This is a genomic window from Arthrobacter sp. KUASC02, assembly GCF_059739395.1.
In genome coordinates this window covers 1,066,907-1,081,806 of the sequence record NZ_AP046053.1, presented here as the reverse complement: position 1 = coordinate 1,081,806, position 14,900 = coordinate 1,066,907, and the positions used below count along the sequence as shown (strand labels likewise).

Below are 14,900 nucleotides of genomic sequence, written 5' to 3'. Positions count from 1 at the left end.
GACCCAACGGAGGGTCACTTTTCGTCAGGAGGCAATGTGGCCGTCAAGACCATTCCCCAGGATTCCGAGGCTTCTCCGGCCAGCGGAACACAGATCAGCAGCACTTCAACAAGCACCATCGCTCCGGGTACACCGCCCGCTGCGGCACAGACCAAGGCCCCGCGTGCCTACGTCATCGGCATGCCCATCGCCAGCGCGGGACTCTGGATGGCGGTCCTGGCACCGGCCCTGGTGGTCCTGGCCATCAAGGTCTCAGAAATCACCACGCCGGACACCCGCGCCGGGGCACTGAGCCTCGTGGCCGGCGTCGGCGCCCTGGTTGCCCTGCTCGCCAACCCGTTCTTCGGCAGGCTGAGCGACCGCACCACGTCGCGGTTCGGCATGCGCAAACCGTGGATCGTCGGCGGCTCGCTCCTGGGCCTCGCCTCCCTGTTCCTGCTGGGTTCAGCCACCGGTGTTGCGGGCGTGCTGGTTGCCTGGGTCATCGCCCAGCTTGGCTTCAACGCCGCCCTGGCAGCACTTGTGGCAACGCTTCCGGACCAGGCCGCGCCGGCTGAGCGCGGGCGCCTGTCCGGCCTGATCGGCATGACCCTTCCGATCGGCCTCGTTGCCGCCGCCTTCTTCGCGCAAATGTTCGATAACGCGCTGCAGATGGCCGTTGTGCCCGGAATCGTCGGCACCGCAGTGGCCATCGCTTTCGCCTTCACCTTCAAGGACCGCGTGCTGACGGAAAAGCCCGCCCCGCTGAACCTCAAGGAAATCCTGGGTTCCTTCTACTTCAATCCCCGCCTCTACCCCGGCCTGGGCTGGGCCTGGCTCACCAAGTTCATGGTGTACATCGGCTACTGCGCCGGCCTGCTCTACCTGCCGTACTTCTTCACCGACCACCTGCACGTGGCTGAATCACAGGTCACCAGCCTGGTGTTCCAGGCCACGCTGGTCAGCTCCGCCGGTACGGTGGCCACCAGCCTCGCCGGCGGCTGGATCAGCGACCGCATCGGCAAGCGCAAAGGCATGGTGATCATCTCCGCCCTGATCATGATGGTGGGCCTGATTGTCATTGCCACCAGCAGCACCACCGGCCAGGTCCTGGTGGGCCAGGCGATCGCCGGACTGGGCCTTGGCTGCTTCAGCGCCGTGGACGTCGCCCTCATTACCGACCTCCTGCCCGGAAGCCAGGGCGACAACGCCAAGACCTTCGGCGTCTTCAACATCGCCCAGGCTCTCCCCCAGTCCTTGGTGCCCGCCGTCGCCTTCCCGGTCATTGCATTCGGCGGCTACCCCGCCCTGTTCCTCGGCGGTGCGGCCATCGGCATCATCGGCGCCGTCCTCGTCATCCGCATCAAAGGAGTCAAGTAAATGAATCCCGCACTCTCACCGGCCGCGCTGGCCCCGGCACCGGATTCCCCGGACGCCGAGGCCCGGATCCGCGAACTCGCCCACAGCCTCACCCTCGAACAGCAGGCACAGCTGCTGACAGGTGCGGATGTCTGGTCCACCCATGCGATTCCGGAAATCGGACTGAGCCGCGTGGTGATGTCCGACGGCCCCGCCGGGGTCCGCGGTGAAGACTTCGATGAGCGCCACGACTCCGTCTCCCTGCCGTCGTCGTCCGCGTTGTCCGCCACCTGGAGCGTCGAAACGGCGCGCCGCTACGGCCAGGTCCTGGGCCAGGAGGCACGCCGCAAGGGCGTGCACGCCGTCCTGGGCCCCACCATCAACCTGCACCGCTCCCCGCTGGGCGGCCGGCACTTCGAATGCATGAGCGAGGATCCGCGGCTGACCGCAACCATGGCCGCCGGGTATGTTGCCGGCGTGCAGTCCATGGGTGTGGGCGCAACCCCCAAGCACTACCTGGCCAACGAGGCCGAGACGGACCGCTTCACCGCAGACTCGGTAGTGGACGAACGTCCGCTGCGCGAGCTCTACCTGGCGGCCTTCGAAGACGCCATCACCGAAGCCCGCGCGTGGCTGGTGATGAGCTCCTACAACTCCATCAACGGCACCACCGCGAGCGAAAACAAGCTGCTCGAAACCCCGCTGTCCACGGAATGGGGTTTCAACGGCGTAGTGGTCTCGGACTGGACCGGCGTGCGCTCGGTGGATGCGGCGAACGCCCACCAGGACCTGGAAATGCCGGGACCTGTCGGGCACTGGGGCCCCAAGCTGCTGGCCGCCGTCAAGGACGGCCGCGTCAGCCGCGACGCCATCGTGGAGAAAGTCACCCGCATCCTGCGGCTGGCGGCACGCGTCGGCTCCCTCGAAGGTTTCACGCCTGCAGTGACCGAGCTCCCCGCCCAGCTGAACGGCGCCGCCGTCGCCCGTGAAGTGGCTGTGCGCGGCGCTGTGCTGGTCCGCAACGAAGGCGGCCTCCTGCCGCTCGACGCCACGAAGCTCGGCAGTGTGGCGGTCATCGGCCACAACGCCGAGGAAGCACGCACGCAGGGCGGCGGCAGCGCCACCGTGATGCCCAAGTACACCGTCTCGCCCCTGCAGGGCCTCCGCAAGGCACTGCCCGACGACGTCAAGGTCACCTATGTCCGCGGCGCCAAGGTGGCCGAGGGCCTCCAGGCCTTCCCCCGCACCTCGCTCCGAAACCCGGTCTCCGGTGTTCCCGGAATCCGCGTGACGTTCCTTGCCGCTGACGGCAGCGAGATTTTCGGCGAAGACCGCCTCGCCTCGCACCTGATCTGGTTCGGCATCGGAATTCCCGCTGGCGCCGCTTCCATCCGGATGGAGGCCGACTGGACTGCCGACACGGCGGGCGTCCACCACCTGGGCGTCGGCACCGTGGGCCAGATCCGGCTGGCGCTTGACGGAGCCGAGGTGTTCAACAGCGAGCTCGAAGACGACACCGACGTCCTCGGCGCCGCCTTGTTCGATCCGCCCAAGACCGTCCATGCCATCGAAACAGCCGCCGGCCAGAGCGTCCGGATCGAGGCCGAATACCAGCTGCCCAAAGAACAGGTCATCCCCTTCACCGCCATCCTGCTGGGTGAGGAAACCGTGGTGGCGGACCCGCAGTCGGAGATCGACGCCGCCGTGGAAGCCGCCCGCGCAGCGGACGTCGCCGTTGTGGTGGTTGGCACCAACGCGGCCATCGAGTCGGAAGGCTTCGACCGCAAGGACCTGGACCTCCCCGGCCTGCAGAACCAGCTGGTGGAAGCCGTGGCCGCCGTGAATCCGCGCACCGTGGTGGTGGTGAACTCCGGATCGCCCGTGCTCATGCCGTGGCTGGACAAGGTGGGCGCGGTACTGCTGGGCTGGTTCGGCGGCCAGGAATTCGGCACTGCCATCGCCGACATCCTGCTGGGCACGGAGGAACCGGGCGGGCGCCTGCCCACCACGTGGCCGGCAGCGCTGGCGGATGTCCCCGTCCTCAACACCACGCCGGTGGACGGCAAGGTGGTCTACTCGGAGGGCATCCACGTGGGCTACCGGGCATGGCTCAAGCAGGAAGCCGCGGGCGGGGCCGCTCCGGCGCTGCCGTTCGGCTTCGGGCTGGGCTACACCACCTTTGAGCTGGGCACCGCCCACGCACCGCAGTACGTGAGCGCCGGCCAGGACGTTGTGCTGCACGTCCCGGTCCGTAACACCGGCACACGCACCGGCCGCGAAGTGGTCCAGGTGTACCTCGACCGTGCGGAGTCCGCCGTGGAGCGGCCGGTCCGCTGGCTGGCCGGCTACGCCGGAACGCACCTGGCGCCGGCAGGAACGGACAGCGTTGAAGTCCGTATCCCGGCCAAGGCCTTCGGGCATTACGACGGCGGCTGGCAGTTCGAGCAGGGCACGTTCCGCCTGCTGGTGGGCCGGCACTCGGCCGACGACTTCCAGACGCTGGAGATCGAGCTGCGCTAACTGAGCTGTCCGGGCTAAAGCCGGGCTGGGTCCGAATCCTTCGGACCCAGCCCGGCTTCTTTGTAATACCCCTCGATGTGGGCCGCAACGAGCCCGGCTGCCCTGCCGCCGTCGTGGTTGTTGATGGCGGCGAGGATGTTGCGGTGTTCGGAGCGGAGCCGTGCGGCGGTGGCGTCCCAGTCCGGAAGGTTTGCCGTGAGTTTGCCGGCGTAGCTTTGGATCGCTTCCCGGAGCGAGCCCATCATGGCGCTGACCACGGCGTTGCCCGCCGCCTCGGCGAGGGCCAGGTGAAAGCGGACGTCGAGGGCCAGGAATTCATCGGTGTCCGGGCAGGCGTCCATCTTTTCGAGCAGTGAGGCGGCCTCCGCGAGGGCCGGCGAGTCCGTGCGCGCCCGGGCGACAGCCCAGGACTCGAGCAGGACGCGGGTCTGCACAATGTCCGCCACCGGCAGGTGCGAGGTGGCCACATGCAGGCGCAGCGCCGAGCCGAGCGCCGCCGTCGGGTCCGCGATGACCACGGTGCCGGCGTCGGGACCGGATCCCACGCCTGCCCGGACAACGCCCATGGCTTCCAGGATGCGGATCGCTTCACGGACGGAAGTGCGCGAGACCTGCAGCTGCTCGGCCAGCGTCCGCTCCGCCGGCAGCCGGCCGCCCAGGGCAAGTTCGCCGCTGGAAAGCTGGTTCTCGATCCATTGCAGGACCAATTGATGAGTACGCATGGGCCAATGGTACTTGATGTGGTTGGACCACATCCTTTAGAGTGTGGTTAGACCACAGAGCCACCACAGCCCGATGCCCCGGAGGCAGCAATGACGCACACCATCCAGCCCAACAACCCCGAGACCACCCCGGCCCCTGAGACTGACGTGGCCGGAACTGACGTGGCCGGCGCTGCCGCGCCTGCGGGTACGTCCCTGTCCGGAGCCGTGAACGGCGCCGTGAACCGTGCCGCAGCGGCGGTCCCGGCGGCCCTCAAGCGCCGGGTGCCCAAGTATTCGGACCTCGCGCCGCTGATGCAGTTCAAGAAGCCGGAGTTCAGCCGTGCCGCGAAGCTGCAGCGCGCCAGCACCATCTGGGAGCTGCGCGACATGGCCAAGCGCCGCACCCCGCAGGCTCCCTTCGACTACACCGACGGCGCGGCAGAAGCCGAAATCACCCTGCGCCGCGCCCGTGAGGCCTTCCTGGACATTGAATTCCGGCCGGGCATCCTCCGGAACGTCTCCAGTATCGACCTGAGCACCGACATCCTGGGCAGGCCGTCCCGGCTGCCCGTTGGCATCGCACCCACCGGTTTCACCCGGATGATGCAGTCCGAAGGTGAGTACGCCGGGTCCCAGGCCGCCGAGGCCGCCGGGATTCCCTACACGCTTTCCACCATGGGCACCGCGTCCATCGAGGACGTTGCCGAGGCGGCACCCAACGGACGGAACTGGTTCCAGCTGTACCTGTGGACGGACCGCGACCGTTCCCTCGAACTCATTGAACGCGCCGCCAAGGCAGGAAACGACACCCTGATGGTCACGGTGGATACCGCCGTCGCCGGCGCCCGCCTCCGGGACGTCCGCAACGGCATGACCATCCCGCCGGCGCTCACGCTGAAGACCGTCCTGGATGCGTCGTACCGCCCGGCCTGGTGGTTCAACTTCCTCACGCACGAACCGCTGACCTTCGCGTCGCTCTCCCGCTACACCGGCACCGTGGCGGACCTGATCAACTCCATGTTCGATCCCACCCTGACCTTCGAGGACCTGGACTGGCTGCGCGAAACCTGGAAGGGCAAGCTGGTGGTGAAGGGCATCCAGACCGTCGACGACGCCCGCAAGGTGGTGGACCACGGCGCCGACGGCGTGGTGCTCTCCAACCACGGCGGCCGCCAGCTGGACCGCGCACCCATCCCGTTCCACCTGCTGCCGGACGTCAAGGAAGCGTTCACCAAGGACAACTCGGACGCCGCGATCATGCTGGACACCGGCATCATGAGCGGCGCGGACATCATTGCCGCGCTGGCACTGGGCGCCGATTTCACGCTGATCGGCCGCGCCTACCTGTACGGCCTCATGGCCGGCGGCCGCGCCGGCGTGGACCGGGCCATCCAGATCCTGGAAAAGGACATGACCCGCACCATGGCGCTGCTGGGCGTCAGCAAGCTCTCCGAGCTGACCCCGGACCACGTGCGGATCCTCGGCAGGTAGGCCGCCCCGGCTTTCGGAGGCCCCGCCCAACTAGGTAGCAGCAGATGTCGTTTTGAACGCTCAGAACGACACCTGCTGCTACCTACTTGGGTACCGGGCTACTTCTTGCGGCCGAACTTGGGCAGGTTTGCGATGAGGTCCGCGGCCTTCGTGGCGGCGCGGCCCACGGTACGGCCGATCTGCTGCGGGACGGTGTCGTCCCCGGCGGTGGCCACGGGGATCGCAACGGCCGGGCTCAGCTGGCCGCCCTCCGAGGCGCCGGGCACCGCCGCGGCGGCCGGACGGGCGGTGCCCGCAGCGGCCGGCACCGGCGACGGTGCCGCGGTTTCCGCAGCCTGCTCCGTTTTTCCCTCCAGGATCTGGGCGGCCGGGGAGCTGACGACGGCGGCGGCCTGCGGCCCGACGTCGAACGTCCCCAGCCAATCGGCGACGCCGGCAAGGGGCTTGGGGTTCAGGGCGTAGTAACGCTTCTGGCCCTGGGCCCGCATGCTGACGAGGTCGGCCTCGCGGAGAACCTTCAAATGCTTGGAAATGGTGGGCTGGCTGGCATCCAGTTCCTCTACCAGTTCCCCCACTGCTTTGTCCCCCGAGCGGAGGGATACCAGAATGTCACGCCGGGTTGCCTCAGCAATGACGGCAAATACGTCGTCTGTCACCATGTGATCCACCCTAGCGACATATACGCCGGATGGCATCCACTATTTCGTCCCGCGCACGACGGCCATTGCCCTGTACCGGCACCGGTGCTAGAACGGACTCACGGTTGCCCCGGGCTCTCCGGCTGCGGCCGCTCAAACATGAGGGGTGGGTGGCCATGGATTTCCTCCGCCAGCAGCTGTTCAACATCATCGCGTTTGTGTTTTTGGGCCTGTTCGTCGCGGTCTGGGGCTCCGTGCTGCTGCGCGTCGGCTTCTGGGTGCCGGACGGCAGGACGGTTGCGCCGCCGCTGAACGGTGCCCTGGTCACCGCGGCTGGCGTGCTGGCCACCTCACTGAGTTCGCTGACGGCGTCGGCCCTCGGATTCACCATCGCCGAGGTGCGCCGTGACGAACAGGTGCAGCGCGACCTCGCCCCGGGCGACGCGGAAGCCGTCTCCTTCAACCCGGCGGAGGTCACTGCCCGCCTGTCCGGCCGGATCGTGGCCGCAGTGGTGGTTTACCTCGCGGTGGGGCTGCTGGTGCTGCTGCTCTGGCTGGTGAAGGGAACAGCGTCCACGGACTTGATCGGCGCCTTCGCGCTGTCATTGCTGGGCTGGCTGATCGGGGCCGCCGGGGTGGTGTTCCAGACCGAGAAGCCGGTTTCCTAGCCCGGCCAGGCCAGAGTTAGTCGAACCAGATTTAGTCGAACAGCGCTAGTCGAACCAGGGATCCAGCCCGTACAGCGGGAACACTTCCTTGCGCGTGGCCATTACGGTGCGGTCCACTTCGTCGTTGGGATCGAAGCCCACCTCCCACGAACGCCACCACACGTCCACGTCGTCGCCCATGAATTCGGGCGCCGGCACGCCGTAAACGGCCCCGTACTTCTCCTGGACGTACTGGCGCCAGTCTGCGGGGACCGGGGTGCGGAGCGGCACCGGCCGGCCGGCCGCGATGGCAATCAGGTGGCTCCAGGAGCGCGGCACCACGCTGATCACGTTGTAGCCGCCCCCGCCGGTGGCAATCCACCGGTTGTCACAGTAGCGGGCAGCGAGGTTCCCGACGGCGGTGGCCGCTTCACGCTGGCCGTCCACGCTGATGTTGAGGTGCGTGAGCGGATCCAGCCGGTGCGAGTCGCAGCCGTGCTGGCTCACAATCACTTCGGGCTCGAAGGCACCGATCAGCTGGGGCACCACCGCGTGGAATGCCCGAAGCCAGCCAGCGTCGCCGGTGCCGGCGGGCAGTGCCACGTTGACCGCGCTGCCTTCCGCGTTGGGGCCGCCGATCTCGTTCGCAAAGCCCGTCCCCGGGAACAGGGTCAGGCCGGTCTCGTGCAGGGAAATGGTGAGGACCCGGGGATCATCCCAGAAGATGCTCTGCGTCCCGTCGCCGTGGTGGGCGTCGACGTCAATATATGCCACGCGCTGCACGCCGCCGTCGAGCAGTTTCTGGATCGCCAGGGCGGCATCGTTGTATATGCAGAATCCGCTGGCGCGTTCCCGGGCCGCGTGGTGCATGCCGCCGCCAAAGTTGACGGCCCGGACGGCGCTGCCGTCCAGGATGGCGCGGGCAGCCAGCAGTGACCCGCCGGCCAGCCGGGCGCTGGCCTCGTGCATGCCGGCAAAAGCGGGATCGTCCTCCGTGCCCAGGCCCCGGGCAAGGTCGGGGACGTCCGGGTTTGCGCTGACCCGGCGGACCGCGGCCACGAACTCGGGGCTGTGGACGGTGCACAGTTCCTCGTCGCCGGCCACGTCCGGGGCGGCCACGGTGACGTGCCCCAGGTCCAGCAGGCGCAGGCTGCGGGCCAGGCGCGCGGTCAGCTCCATCCGTTCCGGTGCCATCGGGTGCCCGTGGCCGAAGTTGTATGCAGTCATGGCCATGTCCCACACCACCATCGTTGGCAGTGCGGGCTGCGTGAGTCCGGGCAGGAATGTCATCAAGGACAGGCTACCTGAGCGGGGCACCCGGATTTCCCGGTCATCGCGCGGAATATAGTGGTTTACTACTGAAGGAAGCAGTTTCAACCGAGGAAAAGCCGCACATGACGCAAAGCCAGCCGAGGTCCCAGAGCCCGGCTAACTGGCATCCCGGCATGCCGGAGCGTGAGGGCCTGTGGATTTTCACGGGTATCCGCGACTTTATCGACAACATCGCCAACACGTCGCCGGCACGGCTGGCGCTGACCGCGTTCGGTGTTGTCATCATTTTGTTCACCGGGCTCCTGTCCCTGCCGGCGTCCTCCGCCTCCGGCGATTTCACTCCCCTGCACCAGGCTCTCTTCACCGCGGTGTCCGCGGTCTGCGTCACCGGCCTGACCGTCGTGTCCACGGCGGTGCACTGGTCCTTCTTCGGCCAGCTGGTCATCCTGATCGGCATCTTCGTCGGCGGCCTCGGCACGCTGACGCTGGCCTCGCTGCTGGCGCTGATGGTCAGCAAGAAGCTCGGCGTCCGGGGCAAGCTGATTGCCCAGGAAGCCATGAACAACGCCGGCCGCCTCGGCGAGGTGGGCACCCTGCTGCGGATCGTCATCACCACGTCCGTGGTCATTGAGGCCGCCCTCGCGGTCACCCTGATCCCCCGCTTCCTGACGCTCGGCGAGAGCTTGGGACAGTCGGTGTGGCACGGCGTCTTTTATGCGATCTCGGCCTTCAACAACGCCGGTTTCACGCCGCACTCGGACGGCATCGTCCCCTACGAGACCGATCTCTGGATCCTGGTCCCGCTGATGCTCGGCGTCTTCCTGGGCAGCCTGGGCTTTCCCGTGGTGATGGTGCTGCAGCAGAACGGGCTGAACTGGAAGAAATGGAACCTGCACACCAAGCTGACCATCCAGGTGTCGTTCATCCTGCTGGCTGCCGGAACGGTGCTGTGGGGGCTCATGGAGTGGGAAAACATGCGGACCATCGGTTCCATGGATGTCGGCGATAAAATCGCCCACTCGCTGTTTGCCTCCGTCATGACCCGGTCCGGCGGCTTCAACCTGGTGGACCAGAACCACATGGAATCCACCACCATGCTGCTCACCGACGCCCTGATGTTCGCCGGTGGCGGGTCGGCCTCCACGGCCGGCGGCATCAAGGTGACCACCATCGCCGTCATGTTCCTGGCCATCGTGGCCGAGGCCCGCGGCGACGCCGATGTGAAGGTTTACGGCCGCACCATTCCACAGGGAACCATGCGGGTGGCCATCTCGGTGATCGTCGCCGGCGCCACCCTCGTCTCCGTCTCGGCCTTCCTGCTCCTGCACATCAGCGGGGCCTCCCTGGACCGGGTGCTCTTCGAAACCATCTCAGCCTTCGCCACTGTTGGCCTCAGCACGAACCTCAGTGCCGAGCTGCCGCCGTCGGGCGTTTATGTCCTGTCCGCGCTGATGTTCGCCGGACGCGTGGGCACCGTGACCCTCGCCGCTGCCCTGGCGTTGCGCCAGCGCAGCCAGCTGTACCACTACCCGGAAGAGAGGCCCATCATTGGCTGATTCCTCAGGCGCCGTAAATCGCCCCGCCCACAACGCCCCCGTGCTGGTGATTGGACTGGGCCGCTTCGGCTCATCCACCGCCGAACAGCTGGTCAAGCAGGGGCGCGAGGTCCTGGCGATCGAACGCGACCGCAACCTGGTGCAGAAATGGGCGCCCGTGCTCACGCACGTCGTCGAGGCCGACGCCACGAACATCGACGCCCTGCGCCAGCTCGGCGCGCAGGAGTTCAGTTCCGCCGTGGTGGGGGTGGGAACGTCCATCGAATCCTCGGTGCTGATCACCGTGAACCTGGTGGACCTCGGGATCCAGCATCTCTGGGTCAAGGCGATCACCCCGTCCCATGGCAAGATCCTGACCCGGATCGGCGCCAACCACGTGATCTACCCGGAGGCCGACGCCGGTGTCCGTGCCGCGCACCTGGTGTCCGGACGGATGCTGGACTTCATCGAGTTCGACGACGACTACGCGATCGTGAAGATGTATCCGCCGCGGGAGACCGTCGGGTTTACCCTCGAGGAATCCAAGGTCCGTTCCAAGTACGGCGTGACCATCGTGGGCGTGAAGACCCCGGGCGAGGACTTCACGTACGCCCGCCCGGAGACCAAGGTGTCGTCGCGGGACATGCTGATCGTGTCCGGCCACGTGGACCTGCTGGAACGGTTCGCCGCCCGCCCGTAGCCAGCCGCGAGCCTGCGGTGGGCCGCGAGCCTGCGGTGGCCCCCGCCGGGGCCGCTAGCCGAGCTGCCGGGTGATTTCGGCTGCGCGGGCGGCTGCGGCGCGGGCGCCGTCGGCGATGATCGCCGGCAGGCCGCGCTCGTCGAATGTGGCGATGGCCCGCTCGGTGGTGCCGTTCGGGCTGGTCACCGCCTTCCGCATTGTGGTGGGATCCGCGCCGGGCTCAGCCAGCATCAGGCCGCCGCCCGCAACCGTTTCCCGCGCCAGCAGGAGTGACAGCTCGGGATCCAGCCCCAGTTCGACGCCAGCGGCCGCCATCGCTTCGGCCAGGTAGAACACGTAGGCGGGACCCGAACCGCTGATGGCGGACAGCGCATCCACCTGTTCTTCGGGCACCTCCACGACGGTCCCGGTACCTTTGAGGACGTCCTTGGCCAGCTGCAGCTGTTCGGCAGAGCAGTGGGTTCCGGGCGAGACGGACACGACGCCGCGCCCGAGTTTTGCAGGCGTGTTCGGCATGGTGCGGATCACGGGCTGTCCGGCCGGCAGTGCAGCTTCGAGCTGCGCGATGGACACCGCGGCGGCCACGCTGATGACGATGGTCTTCGGGGACAACGCACCGCTGATTTCCCTCGCGAGATCGGCAATTCCCACAGGCTTGACGCCAAGGATCACGATGTCGGAGCCGGTGGCCGCCTGCATGTTGTTTTCCGGCTCCTCTTCGCCGGCTATGGCCGTTATGCCGGGGTGCCGCTGGGCAAGTTCGGCGGCACGTTCAGCGCGCCGGACGGTGGCCACGACATCCGCGGGGTCCGTTCCGGCCTCCAGCATGCCGCTCATGACGGCCTCGTTCATGGATCCACAGCCAAGGAATGCGATTCGGTTGCTCATTGGTCCATCATGGCAGTTCGCCGAGCATTGTCGCATCCGGCCCCATTCACAGCTGGCTCACATGATGGCCGCAGCTTCTTCACAAAGTGGACGCCTAACGTAGTTATTACCTCATTGAGGGTGCGAGTGATGCGGCAAGCATGGGGATGTTTGCCCGGCACCGGTGGTCTGCAGCAGGTTTCCCCCATTTTCCTGCCAGGGCCGCCGGTGCTTCTCTTTTTAAGTCCGGGCTCCCGGCCCCGTCCTCAGCCCCGGCCAGTGCACATTGCCAGCCAACGCACAGGGAAAATTCCTGAAACACCCAAACTGGGTCGCTAGCTTGGAAGTGCCTCACAGGTGCGAGTGATGACAGCCGGTTCTTCGGGACCGGCGCGGCGCCGGGCGGCTGCGGAAGGGTTCCCCCAATTCCTTCGGCAGGACCGTCCGGCGCTTTCTCTTTTAAGGTCTCCGGGGTTTGGCAGGTTCTCCGGCGCTTTTCTCGTTCACCGGGGCTTTGCTCGCTCACCGGGGCCTTGCGCCTCGAACGGAAGCATTCACGACGACGGCTCGCCAGCCGGGGGCAGTTCCAGCAGCCGGCCGTCAAGGAACCGCCGCTCAGCCGCATTTCCTGCCAGCGCCAGCGCCTTCCGGTACTCCTTCCTGGCTTCGGAGTACCGGCCCAGGCGCCGGAGGAGGTCCGCTCGCACCGAGTGGAATACGCCGTAGCCCCCAAGGTCCAGGGCATCAACCAGCCCGAGGGCCGCGGCGGGGCCCTGCACTTCGGCAACAGCCACCGCCCGGTTGAGGGCCACCACCGGGCCGGGCGACACCTGCAGGAGCTGGTCGTACAGCCGCAGGATCTGGTTCCAGTCCGTCGCACCGGCCGACGGGGAGTCGCTGTGGACGGCGTTGATGGCAGCCTGAAGCTGGTACGGTCCCGGCCGGTTCAGGCGGAGGCAGCGGCGCACAATCGCCTGGCCTTCGAGGATCAGGTCCTGGTCCCACAGCGCCCGGTCCTGGTCCGCCAACAGCACCGTGCCGCCGTCGGGCGCCGTTCTGGCGGCGCGCCGCGACCCAATCAGCAGCAGCAGCGCCAGCAGCCCCTGGGCTTCGGGTTCGTCCGGCATCAGCGCGACCAGGAGCCGGGCCAGCCTGACGGCCTCCGTGCAAAGCTCGTCCCGGACCATTGCCTCGCCGGAGCTCGCGCTGTATCCCTCGTTGAAGATGAGGTAGACGACGGCGAGCACGGCTGTCAGCCGCTCCGGCAGTTCGGCACCGCGGGGAACGCGGTAGGGAATCCGGGCGTCCCGGATTTTGGCCTTGGCCCGGACCAGCCGCTGGGCCATGGTCTTTTCCGGCACCATGAAGGCGTGCGCAATTTCCGCAGTACCCAGCCCGCCCAAGAGGCGAAGCGTCAGCGCCACGCGCGCCGGCATTCCGAGGGCGGGGTGGCAGCAGGTAAAGATCAGCCGCAGCGTGTCATCGTTCACTCCGGCCTCCTCCCCCAGCTCATCCATCAGCAGGTCTTCGGGCGCCGCTCCCGAGGCTTCCCCGTTCCGGGAGTGGAGCAGCGCCGCCTGGGCATATTTGTCGTCGCGGGCGGCGTCACGCCGGAGCCGGTCGATGGCTCTGTTGCGGGCAGTAGTGATGATCCAGCCGGCGGGACTGGGCGGGATGCCCGCGGACGGCCAGCGCTGCACCGCTGCCGTGAACGCGTCCTGGACGGCGTCCTCGGCGATGTCAATGCTGCCGAACACCCGGACCAGGACCGCCACGGCGCGGCCGTACTCGCGGCGGAAGACGCGGGCTATCGCCACCGCGGGATCCCCGCCAGGATCCCCCGCACCGGTCCCGGAAACGGGTCCCGTCATCGGATGCGTCCGAACGCCTAGTGCTGGAAGGGGCGGACTTCGACCGGCAGGGTCACGATCTTTGCCAGCCTGCGGGCCCAGCCGAGGGCCGCGTCCAGGTCGCCCACGTCAACGACGGTGAAACCGCCCAGATGCTCCTTGCCCTCGGTGAAGGGGCCGTCGGTGATGAGCACCTCGTCCCCCTGCGGCCGCAGGACCGTGGCGGTGTCCGCCGGATACAGGCCGGCTGCGAACACCCAGGCGCCGGCTGCCTTCATCTCCTCGTTAAGGGTCCCCAGCTCGCGCATGATGGGCTCCAGGAACTCCGTGTCCGGCACGGGGCCGTCGGGCTGGTAAATGCTGAGCAGGTACTGTGACATTTGGTTTCCTCCTTGCGGATTCGGCCGGCCAGGTGCCGGCGTCTCACCCTCTACACGAACGGCCGCCGCCCGTATCGACATCCCGCACCACCCCGTTGAGAAAGCCTGTCGACAGTGTGGCTAGGCCTCCCGCGCACCGACCAGCGGGTGGCTCAGGTGCTGGCGTGCGAACGTCAGGGTTTCGTTCAGCCACTCTTCGCGCTCCCCCGCGAACTTCGCCCGCCGGGTGGAGATTTCCGCCACCACCACGCCGTCGAAGCCGGTCCTTGCCAGGTGTTGCAGCGCTTCGGCGCAGCCCTGGTTGCCGCGACCGGGAATCAGGTGCTCGTCCCGTCCGGAACCTGATCCGTCCGTCAGGTGGATGTGCCTGAGCTTGCTGCCCAGGGCTTTGATCGCCTCAACGCTGTTGGCCCCCGCGGTGGCGGCATGCGAGAAGTCCCAGGTGACGTCGTCGTAATCCTGCCCCAGCGGGTCCCAGTGCGGCAGGTAGGCAACCGTCTCCCGTCCCCGCACGCGCCACGGATACATGTTTTCGACGGCGATCCGCACCTGGTACATATCGGCGAGCTGCCGGATGCCGGCCGGGAAATTCTCCGCGTAGTTGTTCTGCCAGCGGAACGGCGGATGAACCACCACGGTGCCGCAGCCCACCTCTCGGGCCATCCGGCAGGACATTTCGATCTTGTTCCACGCCGAACCCCACACCTTCTGGGTCAGCAGCAGCGTGGGTGCATGGATGGAGACGATCGGCTGCCGGTAGCGGTGGCTGAGCTCCAGGAGGGAGTGCGGGCTCTGGCTGGTCGTGTTGTTGGTGACCATCACTTCCACGCCGTCAAAGCCCAGGTCCTGCGCCACGGCGAAGGCATCGTGCACGCTCAGCGGGTAGACGGACGCGCTGGACAGCGCCACCGGAATGACGCGGTTCTCTTCAGGGGAACGCTCGACGCCGGCGCTCATC

The 14,900-nt window shown here is 67.5% G+C and carries 13 protein-coding genes; 6 read left to right on the top strand and 7 right to left on the bottom strand.

All coding sequences use genetic code 11. The annotated features are described in order from the left end of the window. Positions 1 to 36: 36 nt before the first annotated feature. Together AC6JAC_RS04985 and AC6JAC_RS04980 are read left to right on the top strand one after the other, a co-directional pair. Positions 37 to 1,359, top strand: a complete 1,323-nt coding sequence (locus AC6JAC_RS04985) for an MFS transporter (RefSeq protein WP_231511103.1) — start codon at positions 37 to 39, stop codon at positions 1,357 to 1,359. Next, positions 1,360 to 3,858 carry a beta-glucosidase family protein gene (locus AC6JAC_RS04980; protein ID WP_497963644.1) on the top strand — a complete coding sequence of 833 codons (2,499 nt, stop codon included), beginning with the start codon at positions 1,360 to 1,362 and terminating at the stop codon, positions 3,856 to 3,858. 14 nt (positions 3,859 to 3,872) lie between these two features. On the opposite strand, the gene AC6JAC_RS04975 is transcribed toward AC6JAC_RS04980, so the two are convergent. Next, a complete protein-coding gene (locus AC6JAC_RS04975; RefSeq protein WP_028269943.1) occupies positions 3,873 to 4,580 on the bottom strand; it encodes a FadR/GntR family transcriptional regulator in 708 nt (235 codons plus the stop codon). A gap of 90 nt (positions 4,581 to 4,670) precedes the next feature. Between AC6JAC_RS04975 and AC6JAC_RS04970 the strand changes: the two genes are divergently transcribed. Continuing rightward, a complete protein-coding gene (locus AC6JAC_RS04970; protein WP_028269942.1) occupies positions 4,671 to 6,053 on the top strand; it encodes an alpha-hydroxy acid oxidase in 1,383 nt (460 codons plus the stop codon). 98 nt (positions 6,054 to 6,151) lie between these two features. On the opposite strand, the gene AC6JAC_RS04965 is transcribed toward AC6JAC_RS04970, so the two are convergent. Then, positions 6,152 to 6,712: an ArsR/SmtB family transcription factor gene (locus AC6JAC_RS04965; protein WP_028269941.1), complete on the bottom strand. Its 561-nt coding sequence runs from the start codon at positions 6,710 to 6,712 to the stop codon at positions 6,152 to 6,154. 155 nt (positions 6,713 to 6,867) lie between these two features. On the opposite strand from AC6JAC_RS04965, the gene AC6JAC_RS04960 reads away from it, so the two are divergent. Beyond that, positions 6,868 to 7,359, top strand: a complete 492-nt coding sequence (locus tag AC6JAC_RS04960) for a hypothetical protein (protein WP_454699317.1) — start codon at positions 6,868 to 6,870, stop codon at positions 7,357 to 7,359. Between the two features lie 45 nt (positions 7,360 to 7,404). Here the strand turns inward: AC6JAC_RS04960 and AC6JAC_RS04955 are convergent, their stop codons facing one another. Then, positions 7,405 to 8,628 (bottom strand): acetoin utilization protein AcuC, encoded by a 1,224-nt coding sequence (locus tag AC6JAC_RS04955; RefSeq protein WP_497963641.1) that lies wholly within the window; start codon positions 8,626 to 8,628, stop codon positions 7,405 to 7,407. A gap of 104 nt (positions 8,629 to 8,732) precedes the next feature. Here AC6JAC_RS04955 and AC6JAC_RS04950 point away from each other — a divergent pair, with 104 nt between their 5' ends. Then, complete coding sequence (locus AC6JAC_RS04950; RefSeq protein ID WP_347899974.1) at positions 8,733 to 10,166, top strand: TrkH family potassium uptake protein; 1,434 nt, start codon at positions 8,733 to 8,735, stop codon at positions 10,164 to 10,166. After that, positions 10,159 to 10,845, top strand: a complete 687-nt coding sequence (locus AC6JAC_RS04945) for a potassium channel family protein (protein ID WP_043437835.1) — start codon at positions 10,159 to 10,161, stop codon at positions 10,843 to 10,845. Before AC6JAC_RS04950 ends, AC6JAC_RS04945 begins: the two co-directional genes overlap by 8 nt. Before the next feature lie 54 nt (positions 10,846 to 10,899). Here AC6JAC_RS04945 and proC read toward each other — a convergent pair whose 3' ends face one another. From proC to AC6JAC_RS04925, 4 genes are all read right to left on the bottom strand, one after another. Continuing rightward, entirely contained in the window at positions 10,900 to 11,733 is an 834-nt protein-coding gene (gene proC / locus AC6JAC_RS04940; RefSeq protein ID WP_028269936.1) for a pyrroline-5-carboxylate reductase, read from the bottom strand. Between the two features lie 533 nt (positions 11,734 to 12,266). Then, on the bottom strand, positions 12,267 to 13,583 hold the full coding sequence (locus AC6JAC_RS04935) for an RNA polymerase sigma factor (RefSeq protein WP_497963638.1): 1,317 nt from the start codon (positions 13,581 to 13,583) through the stop codon (positions 12,267 to 12,269). Between the two features lie 17 nt (positions 13,584 to 13,600). Then, positions 13,601 to 13,942, bottom strand: a complete 342-nt coding sequence (locus AC6JAC_RS04930; protein ID WP_497963636.1) for a YciI family protein — start codon at positions 13,940 to 13,942, stop codon at positions 13,601 to 13,603. Positions 13,943 to 14,062: 120 nt separating this feature from the next. Then, positions 14,063 to 14,899 carry a sugar phosphate isomerase/epimerase family protein gene (locus AC6JAC_RS04925; protein WP_028269933.1) on the bottom strand — a complete coding sequence of 279 codons (837 nt, stop codon included), beginning with the start codon at positions 14,897 to 14,899 and terminating at the stop codon, positions 14,063 to 14,065. Between the last annotated feature and the right edge of the window lies 1 nt (position 14,900).